The organism is Vreelandella titanicae BH1 (assembly GCF_000336575.1).
GTDB classification, from domain to species: domain Bacteria; phylum Pseudomonadota; class Gammaproteobacteria; order Pseudomonadales; family Halomonadaceae; genus Vreelandella; species Vreelandella titanicae.
Genome location: NZ_AOPO01000008.1, coordinates 192,565 through 202,404 on the forward strand (window position 1 = coordinate 192,565; position 9,840 = coordinate 202,404).

General features: G+C 52.8%; 8 protein-coding genes. 7 read left to right on the plus strand and 1 reads right to left on the minus strand.

What is annotated here, in order from left to right:
• Window positions 1-127 precede the first annotated feature (127 nt).
• Window positions 128-1,441 carry an MFS transporter gene (locus HALTITAN_RS15610; RefSeq protein ID WP_039859694.1) on the minus strand — a complete coding sequence of 438 codons (1,314 nt, stop codon included), beginning with the start codon at window positions 1,439-1,441 and terminating at the stop codon, window positions 128-130.
• Between the two features lie 121 nt (window positions 1,442-1,562).
• On the opposite strand from HALTITAN_RS15610, the gene HALTITAN_RS15615 reads away from it, so the two are divergent.
• From HALTITAN_RS15615 to HALTITAN_RS15645, 7 genes are all read left to right on the plus strand, one after another.
• Entirely contained in the window at window positions 1,563-1,832 is a 270-nt protein-coding gene (locus HALTITAN_RS15615; protein WP_027960154.1) for an Rdx family protein, read from the plus strand.
• Window positions 1,829-2,701: a DMT family transporter gene (locus tag HALTITAN_RS15620; protein ID WP_009287682.1), complete on the plus strand. Its 873-nt coding sequence runs from the start codon at window positions 1,829-1,831 to the stop codon at window positions 2,699-2,701. The genes HALTITAN_RS15615 and HALTITAN_RS15620 overlap by 4 nt, the downstream gene beginning before the upstream one ends.
• A 356-nt stretch (window positions 2,702-3,057) precedes the next feature.
• Entirely contained in the window at window positions 3,058-4,575 is a 1,518-nt protein-coding gene (locus tag HALTITAN_RS15625; protein WP_223827925.1) for a TolC family outer membrane protein, read from the plus strand.
• A gap of 124 nt (window positions 4,576-4,699) precedes the next feature.
• The gene (locus tag HALTITAN_RS15630; protein ID WP_009287684.1) at window positions 4,700-6,877 is read left to right on the plus strand and encodes a type I secretion system permease/ATPase; all 2,178 of its coding nucleotides are present in this window, start codon (window positions 4,700-4,702) and stop codon (window positions 6,875-6,877) included.
• Entirely contained in the window at window positions 6,877-8,307 is a 1,431-nt protein-coding gene (locus HALTITAN_RS15635; RefSeq protein WP_009287685.1) for an HlyD family type I secretion periplasmic adaptor subunit, read from the plus strand. The genes HALTITAN_RS15630 and HALTITAN_RS15635 overlap by 1 nt, the downstream gene beginning before the upstream one ends.
• Entirely contained in the window at window positions 8,307-8,933 is a 627-nt protein-coding gene (locus HALTITAN_RS15640; RefSeq protein WP_039859696.1) for a helix-turn-helix transcriptional regulator, read from the plus strand. The genes HALTITAN_RS15635 and HALTITAN_RS15640 overlap by 1 nt, the downstream gene beginning before the upstream one ends.
• Window positions 8,934-9,165: 232 nt before the next feature.
• Window positions 9,166-9,840: retention module-containing protein (locus tag HALTITAN_RS15645; protein WP_009287563.1), on the plus strand; the 675-nt coding region annotated here is incomplete at its 3' end.

Sequence of the window (9,840 nt, forward strand, 5' to 3'; positions counted from 1 at the left end):
CCACTACATCACTGCTATTCGGCCCTATCATGGCGAGCGTTGTCACGCATTGCAATCGCAAACGTTACGCTAATGTAGGTAGAGCTCTCGATAGCACGCTTGAATACATGTGGTTACCAGTGGCGCGTCACTCGACTTCAGGTAATTGATGGGTGCTAAGTATGGCCCCCACGGCGGTAGCCGCTAGCATGAGGAATAATGTGCCGCTACCAAACCACTGGGCAAAAGCGCCAATAAGGCCACCTACAATCAACATTAATACGCCGGTTAAGGTATTCGAGAGCGCCACGTAAAGCGCACGATTATCTTGGCTGGCCATATCGACGAGGTAGGTTTTACGCCCTAAGCGTACGCCGTGGTGAACAATCACGAGTAGTGCATAAACTGCCGCATAGGGCCATATGCTGTGTGTCCACTCGCCGGGTAACCAAGCTAAACTAGCGCCCATTATGCAGCAAATGGCGGTACCGATCGCCGCATCGCGCATCACGCCACGGCTCGACTGATCCGCCCGTTTCCCCCATACCGGGCTAGCTACCATCGCGGCCAGCCCCGACATCACAATCAGTATACCCAGGCCTCCCAGGTCGGTGCCGCTTTGGTTTTGCCCTAGCAGGGCGATGTAGGGTAGGGCGAGTGCACTTGAGAGCAGCAGCGCCCTGGCAAGGTTGAAGTGTAAAAAAGTACGGTCATCTTTTAACAGCGACAGTCCCTGTTTAATACTGTCCCAGCCGTTTTCGCCGCCTTCTACTGCCCCAGGGGCTTCTTTGATGCGTGCGGCGGCGATGGCATTGATTAGCCACCCGCAGGCAGCTATGGCCAGCAGTATCGCCACCACTAAATGGCCGGGTCGGCTCTCAAACAACATTAGCAGTGTCCCAGCGACCAGCGTTGCACCACCAGCAATGCTGCCGCTCCAGCCCATTAGCGTACCGCGGCGGCGCTTGGCAATGGTTTTGCCCAGCACATCTTTTGTGGCAATTGAGGATAAGCCACGTGCCAGTGAGAGCAGAACTAATGCTGTGAGCACTAACGCTCCGCCCAAGGTGCCGGTGGCGAACAACGCCAGTACGGCAAGCGTTAAGGCAGCGAAGGCTTGGGTCAGCGCGCCGACCACCCACACCCATTTGCGCTTAGGTTTTAAGCGAATAAACCCCGCTACGAAGATTTGCGGCAGCAGGGCACCCGATTCTCGGATGGGGACCAGCAGACCTACCATCCAGATGGGAGCGCCAATAATGCCCATCAGCCAGGGTAAGACTAAACGCGCGCTCGACAGCTCGTCAGCCAGTTTATTGCCCAAAGAGGCCCATATATGTAGAAAAAAATTACGCGGTTGTTCGTCGCAGGCGCTTTCAGGTATGTCGTCGCACATGCGGCTGTCGTCATCGCCCGTTAGCCACTCATACAGGCGAGTTTGTGAAACGTTATGTTCGGCCATTGGGACTCCTTCTTAATCGACCTATCTCAAGCGACCTGTCTCAAGAGAGCTATCTCAAGCCATCTCAAAATGACAGAATATCCTTTTAGAATGCCACATTAACTTGCCTGGGAGATCAGGGATGTCACGTATTCAAATCCGTTATTGCACGCAATGCCAATGGCTGCTGCGCAGTGGTTGGTATGCACAGGAATTGCTCTCAACCTTTGGTGAAGGTTTAAGCGAGGTCTCATTAGCCCCTTCCCATGGGGGTACGTTCGAGATCTGGTGTGATGATCTGCTGTTATGGGAGCGCAAGCGCGATGGCGGTTTCCCAGATATCAAGCTTCTTAAACAGCGTGTACGCGACCAGTTGGAGCCGGGTCGAGATTTAGGGCATATCGACCGATGAATCAGGATAGGCAAGCAATCCTGTTTGGCTTAGGGGCCGTCGCATTATGGTCGACGGTGGCAACGGCCTTCAAAGTGGCACTCGCTTGGATGAGCCCTCTAGAGCTGATGTGGCTCGCAGCGCTTGTTTCTTGGGCACTGATGGGGGCGCTGGTCATCAAGCAGGGAAATATCGCCACAGCGTTGCGCACCGGTTGGAAGACAGCAGCGTGGGCAGGGCTTATGAACCCAGTGGCTTATTATTTGGTGCTCTTCGCCGCCTATGACCGTCTCCCAGGGCAAGAGGCGATGGCACTAAATTACACCTGGGCCTTAGCGATGGCGTTTTTGGCCGTGCCTTTGCTCGGGCAGCGCTTAACGCGTATGGATATTGTTGCTGGGCTGGTCGCCTACGCAGGCGTATGGGTGATAGCAACACGAGGCGCGGTTTTAAATGTCTCTTTTGCCGACCCGTTAGGGGTCGTGCTGGCACTCGCTTCGACTCTTCTTTGGGCGCTGTATTGGCTGCTTAATGCGCGGGATAGCCGACCACCCCTTGTTGGCCAGTGGCAAAACTTTAGCGTTGGCCTACCTGTGTTGACCCTATTGCTATTACTGGGCCCCGGTTACCAGTGGCACGGTTGGCCTGCCTTTGGTGCTGGTGTGTATGTGGGGCTATTTGAAATGGGGGTGGCCTTCATTCTGTGGCAGTTGGCAGTGCATAAAGTGTCGCGCACGGCCAAAGTCTCCAACCTGATTTTTCTCTCACCTCCTGTATCACTGCTGTTACTTTTCCTGGTAGTGGGAGAGCCTATTTTGCCTTCAACGTTGATTGGGCTAGTGCTGATACTGCTGGGGCTCGGGCTGCAACAAGCACAGAAAAACGAATAATTCTGAATATTTTTTTGTGTTTTAATGGTGTTCTTATTGTAATTTTTTGTGACATTTGGTTTTATAGCCTCAGGATGAGTAGGAAATTAACTAAATTAGGCTAAGCTCAGCTAATTAAGTTTTATCTACCATGTGTTTACTTCAAAAATTGGGCGCTCGTAGGGACACAGGCTCACTTCGGGATGAGACTTCGCGAGCTTACGCTTGAAGCAATAGTGCAGCATGGCTCAATGGGTCACACGAATAATGAGCTGCGTGCAATGAGTGCCACATCATAGGGAACGCTGACGATGAAAAAAAATGCCGTATCGAGACTAAAAAAAACCTTCTGTCACCATGTTTTTAAGCCGCTGACAATGACCACGTTAGCGTGTGTCCCGCTTACGGCATTAGCGCAGTCGCTACCCGCTAGCCTCTACGCGCCAGGTGCCACTGATCTTCCCAGTACTATTCAACAAACGATCATTACTAATCCCGATGTAAACGCTGCATGGGCGAACTTTAGCGCTTCTGGGAGCGATGTCAGAGTCGCAAAGGGTAATTATTTGCCTTCGATTGATATCTCTGCGGGCGTGGGTCGGCAAGACCAGCAAAATGATGGGCGCGGAAGCTATAGCAGTGACTTTGCTGAGCTCACGCTCACCCAAATGGTGTTTGATGGGTTTGCCACCCGTAGCGAAGTAGAGCGTTTGGATCGCACTCGGCTGATTGCCTATTTTGAGCTGCTGGGTGCAAGTGAAGAGGTGACGCTTGAAGCTTTTCGCACCTACCTTGATGTGCTTCGCTACCGCGAGATGGTGCGTTTAGCTCAAGATAATTACCGCGAACACCAACGTGTGTTCTCGCAAATTGAAGAGCGTGCGCTTTCCGGGGCGGGCCGTGGCGTTGACCTAGAGCAAATTAGCGGCCGTTTGGCGTTAGCCGAATCCAACTTGATGACCGAGGCGTCGAACCTGCACGATGTAACGGCTCGCTATCAGCGTATCGTAGGCGAACTTCCTCCTCAGAATATGTCGCCTGCACCTAGCTTGGCCGATGAACTACCCGCTGGTGTCAACCAAGCGATCGAAATGGCATTTGAGGGGAACCCTGAGTTCCATGCCGCGATTGAAAATATTGCTGTGCAACGTGCGGAACAAGAGGCTGCGAAGGCCGCCTTTATGCCCCGCCTGGATATACAGGGACGTACGGGCACCAATAATCAAGACGACTCGATAGCTGGGCGCAGTGATGAGCACAGTATTCAACTGGTCGCCAGCATGAACCTCTATCGCGGTGGTTCTGATAGTGCAGCTTTTGATGCGGCGGCCACGCGTATTGAACAAGCCGTCAATCAGCGCGAAACGGCCTGTACAAACGTACGTCAAACCACGCAAATTGCTTATAACGATACCCAGCGTTTGGGTGAGCAATTGAGCTATCTGAATGATCATCGCCAATCGATCAACCGGGTTCGTGGGGCTTACCAGCAGCAGTTTGATATTGGTCAACGTACTTTGTTGGACGTGCTTGATAGTGAAAACGAGTACTTCGAAGCCAGCCGAGCCTACGCGAATGCAGAGTTTGACTTAACTTTGGCTCAAGCGCGTACGCTAGCAGCAATGGGGCAACTTATGCACACCCTTGAAGTGGTGCGTGACGATATCCCCACTCTTGACGAATTGGGGTACGACGACGCCACACTTAGCGCTGAGATGGCCTGTGGAACGGAAGGGCCTCGTGGCTTTAATTTAGAAGACTTTACGCGCGGTATTTCTTCGTTACCCGCTCACGCTGATACGCTAGCGTCGTCTTACGCCGCCAATGAGCAGCCAGTCATGATTTCCCAGTACCTGCAATTGGGCCACGAGGATGTGCTGGTCACTAACGGCTAACGTGTTCGAATAGTTTGCTGTGAAGAAACAGAGTTATTCGTCGTTTGGCGGCGAAGGGTTAGCGGCTTTCGCTAATCATAGGGGAAATAGATGCCTAAATAGGCATTAGGGGAATGAGGTCTCTGTGACACAAACCAAGCTGGAAAGGCCGGCCGCTGCAAATGCTAGCGAGCAGCCAGTAGGCGATGAGTTACTCGAATGTTTGAAAGCGGTTGCCTCATTTCATCAGCATGAGGTGTCATCAGAGGCCCTTAGAGCTGGCTTGCCCTTGGAGCAGGGCAAGCTAACGCCTTCCGTATTTGGTAGGGCTGCCTCCCGTGCTGGACTGACGGCGCGAATTGTTAAAAGCAAGCTGTCGGCGCTTAACCCAGCGCTCTTCCCCGCTATTCTATTGTTGGAGCCAGGTAGGGCGTGCGTGCTGTTGGGAATTGATCTCAAACAGCAAAAAGCGAACGTCATTTTTCCTGAACTATCTGAATCAAACGTTGAACTGCCCCTAGACGAACTCTATGCGGGCTATAGCGGTGAAGCTATATACGTTCGTCCTAAGTTTCTAGTGGATAACGCGTCTGAACCAGGCGTCAAGAAGCGCCGCGACCAGCACTGGTTTTGGGGCGTCATTCGCGAAAATAGATCTCTCTACCGTGATATCGTGTTGGGGTCGGTGGCGATCAATGTGTTCGCCATCGCCATGCCGCTGTTCGTGCTTAACGTCTATGACCGAGTAGTGCCCAATCAGGCAACGGAAACGCTATGGGTGCTGGCAATAGGCATCTTTATAGTGCTGTGCTTTGATTTGGTACTCAGGCTAATGCGCAGCAGCTTTGTCGACTTAGCCGCTAGCCGTGCGGATGTGAAGCTCTCTTCCTCAATCATGGCTAAAGCATTGGGCCTTCGTTTAGAAGAGCGCCCCGCATCAACCGGCTCGTTCACTTCGACGCTCCAGTCTTTTGAGTCGGTACGCGCGTTTATTGGTTCTGCGACCATTCTGGGGATTGTCGATCTTCCGTTCGTACTGATGTTTGCGGCGATTATCGCGCTGATTAACCCCTGGCTAGTGCTGCCGGTATTGGTGGGCATCGTATTTGTGCTGCTCTACGCGCTGGCTGCTCAGGGTAAGCTTCATGAACTTTCTCAAACTACCTGGGAAGTCGGCGCACAGCGCAACTCACTGTTGGTGGAGTCTATTTCCCAATTAGAAAATGTTAAGGCCCTGCGGGCTGAAAGCCGTATCCAGCGCCACTGGGAAAAATCATCGGCCTTCCTTTCCCGTACTGGCGCGCAGCTTAAGATGGTGAGCACCTCAGTCTCCAGCGTGGCCCAGTGGGCGCAGCACAGTGTGGCGGTGTGCGTCATTATCGTCGGTGTATATCAAATCATCGAAGGTAACCTCACCCAGGGTGGGTTGATTGCCGCTTATATGCTCTCTTCCCGGGCGATGGCACCTATAAGTCAGGCTGCAGCGCTGCTGGCGCAATATCATCAATCCTCCACGGCGCTTGAGTCACTCAATGCGGTAATGGATAAGAAGGTTGAGCGCCATGAAGGCAAGGCTTATGTAGAAAAGCCCAGCTTCGCCGGCAATATACGCCTTGAGAAAGTCACTCTTCGTTACCCCAATGAAGAGCGCGAGGCGCTAAAGGATGTATCGATAACTGTCAAAGCCGGTGAGAAAGTTGCGCTACTTGGCCGCATTGGTTGCGGCAAATCTTCATTAAACAAGCTAGTGCTAGGGTTTTATCAGCCAACCTCGGGGGCCGTGCTGGTTGATAACGTGGATATTCGCCAGTTAGACCCACTGCAGCTGCGCCGTCATATTGGCTATGTTCCTCAAGACGTTAGCCTGTTTTCAGGATCTCTGCGGGACAATATTGTGGCGGGTGGCGGTAGCGACCGCGTTGAGGATGAGGCATTGCTTAGAGCGATTGACTTGGCCGGCCTAGAGTCACTCGTCAACAACCATCCACATGGCGTGGATTTGCAAGTAGGTGAACGCGGCCAAGCACTTTCCGGCGGGCAAAAACAGTCTGTCGCCATTGCCCGTGCGCTAGTGCAGGATCCGCCTATTTTGCTGTTAGATGAACCGACAAGCTCTATGGATAATGCTAGCGAAGAAGCGTTTAAAGCCAACCTTAAAAACGTCGCTGCTGGCAAAACCATCCTAGTGGTCACGCACCGTACCTCGCTTCTCTCATTGGTCGACCGAATTATTGTCATGGATGCCGGCAAGGTCGTGGCGGATGGCCCGCGGGATACAGTGGTAGAGGCATTGCGTAAAGGCCAGATCGGGAGGGCATCGTAATGGCGCGTAAACCCTCTTCCACGACCGAGCAAAAAGGTTTTGACGCCATTGGCCGTTTCTCAGAAAAAGGCCAAAAACCATTTCGCCCTTTTATGGATCGGTTGTTTGCCAAGCGTGTGACCTCTGCCCACCTAAACCGCGATTGGGCAAGCGATACCGACTGGGCGCGTATGCAGCAAGAGCCCATTCGTGCACGGTTATTCCTCTATACCGTCCTGCTCACTGTGGTTGCGTTGTTAGTGTGGGCGTATTTTGCTTCTATCGATGAAGTAACCCGTGGGGCAGGGCGAGTGATCCCTGCAAGCCAACTACAGCGTATCCAGTCTTTTGATGGTGGCGTTGTTGAACAGATCTTTATTCGCGAAGGGCAGATCGTCGAGGCAGGTCAAGTGCTGATGCAGATCGACCCTACGCGCTTTGTTTCTGATTTTCGAGAAAACCGTGCCCAGCGTTATGCGCTTCAGGCGCGTGCTGAAAGGCTACGTGCGCTAGCAACGGGCACTGCGTTTGAGCCTTCCGAAGAGCTCCGTCAAGAAGTGCCTGACATTGTGATGCAAGAGCGCGAGGTTTATGAAAGCCGTCGTGAAGAGTTGCGCGAACAAGAAAATGTGCTTAATGACCGCATTCGTCAGCGTCAGGAAGAGCTGCGAGAGGCGCAAGCTCGCCGTGATACAGCCCAGCGTGAAGTCAATATGGCCAGTCAAGAGCTTAACTTGACTCGCCCGCTGTTGGCTTCGGGGGCTGTGTCTGAGGTAGAAGTGCTGCGCTTAGAGAGAGATGTATCTAGTGCCACAGGGGAGCGTAACCAAGCGGATGCCGCTGTTTCACGTTTAGAGGCCGGGGTGGAAGAAGCAGAAGGGCAATTGCTGGAGCTGGGTGCCGAACGCCGGAGTGAGTGGCGGAATGATCTGGCTCAAACGTTGGGCGACCTAAATGCATTGCAACAATCGGGAACTGGTTTGCAGGATAGGGTACGACTGACCGAAATTCGCTCGCCGGTTGATGGTATTGTTCAGCGCATACACATCAACACCATAGGTGGTGTTGCTCAGCCAGGGGAAGAGGTTGTTGAAATCGTGCCTACTGACGACCAACTGCTGGTTGAGGCGCGCATCGCCCCGCAAGATATCGCCTTTTTGCATCCTGGGCAGCCTGCGACTATCAAACTGACGGCCTATGACTATGCCATTTATGGTGGCTTACAGGCCGAGCTTGAGCGTATTAGCGCCGATACCATTACTGATGATGACGGTAATACCTTCTATCAAGTGCGGGTGCGCAGTTTAGAAAACGAAAATGTCGCCGATAAACTACAAGTAATTCCCGGCATGACGGCGCAAGTGGACATAGTAACGGGCAAGCGCACAGTGATGCAGTTTATGCTGAAACCTGTCTTAAGAGCGTGGCGTGATTCCATGGGGGAACGCTGATGAAGCATTGGTTTATTACCACCGACGGTAGTTTAAAAGGACGTTGGAAAAACGCATTTGAAAATGTTGCTCCATCAGACCCGGAAACGATTCTTCAGTCGGCTCAACCGAATGATTTGGTTTGGCTTTCCACCACGGTTGAACATTGGCCGCAGTTAGTCCCTTTAATTGTTGCTGAAGGTGCCGTTGCCGTGGTGCTCAGTTATGCGCCGGATGACCGGGAAGCGCTCAGAGCGTTAGATCTTGGTGCGCGTGGCTACGTGCATACCCTGGCCGCGCCTGAGGTGTTTAAGCAGGTTGCCTTGGTGGTATCCAATCAAGGCGTATGGGTAGGCCAAGAGCTGCTAGCCAAGGTGTTGGGGGGCTCGTTTAAAGCGTTGCAGCAGCGCAACCAAGGTGGTTCATTTCAGCATAGTGAATATCTCGATTTGCTAACTGAGCGTGAGCGAGGAGTGGCGCTTGCGGTTGCCCGTGGTGCTACCAACAAAGAGGTGGCGAGGCAGCTCGATATTACCGAGCGCACCGTCAAGGCACATTTAAGCGCCATTTTTAAAAAATTGGCTGTACGGGATCGGCTGCAGTTGATCCTTAAGCTGGCCCCGATTGCTGAACAGTTGAGCTCCTAGCATAGCCAAACATAAATTGCCGGGAAATATTCACCAATATTGGCATTACTGATCAGTCGTTGGTGCGTTACAGAATGAGGCCTAAAAGGCCTCATTTTTTTGTCCATCGGTACAATACTTTTTAATTGCTTACTCCCCTAGGATGGATTCATATGCCGCTAATCTAACTAGTGTTAACTCACTAGAGTAAGTGGCACCAAACAGTGATCGGTCAATGACCTAGGAGTGACACATGGCAACAGCAACGGTAATCGCTATTACAGGGCAAGCATGGGCGCGTGACGAAGCTGGCAATCTACGTGAGCTTCGCATTGGTGATACGCTTCAAGAGGGCGAAACGCTAATCACCTCCGATAATGGTCGCGTAGAGTTAGATTTTGCTGACGGTACGGGCGCCAATGTAGTAGAGGGCGGCCAAGAAGTGGCCGTTACTGCCGACTTGGTTAGTGATCTTATCGTTGCAACGGAAGACGCTAGTGCCCAAGACGACGATCTTGATGCTCTACTTGCCGCCCTGGACGACGAAGAGGGTGATCTACTTGACCTTCTTGACGCGACTGCAGCCGGTGGTGGTGCCGGTGGCGGTGGCGGTGGTAGCGATTTCGTCCGTGTTGCCCGTATCGCGGAAGAAACCGACCCGCTTAGTTTCAGCACCGAAGGTGGACTAGAGGGTGCTGAGTTTGTTGAATTTGATGGTGGTGAAGTTGCTGCGGCCACTGCTGATGAAATCCCAGAACCTGCTCCGACCCCAGAACCAGAGCCTACTCCTGAGCCTGAGCCGATCCCTGAACCAGAACCGACCCCTGAGCCAGAACCGACCCCTGAGCCAGAACCGACCCCTGAGCCAGAACCGACCCCTGAGCCAGAGCCAACATTCAATAATTTGCCGACCATCGACGTCACCGTC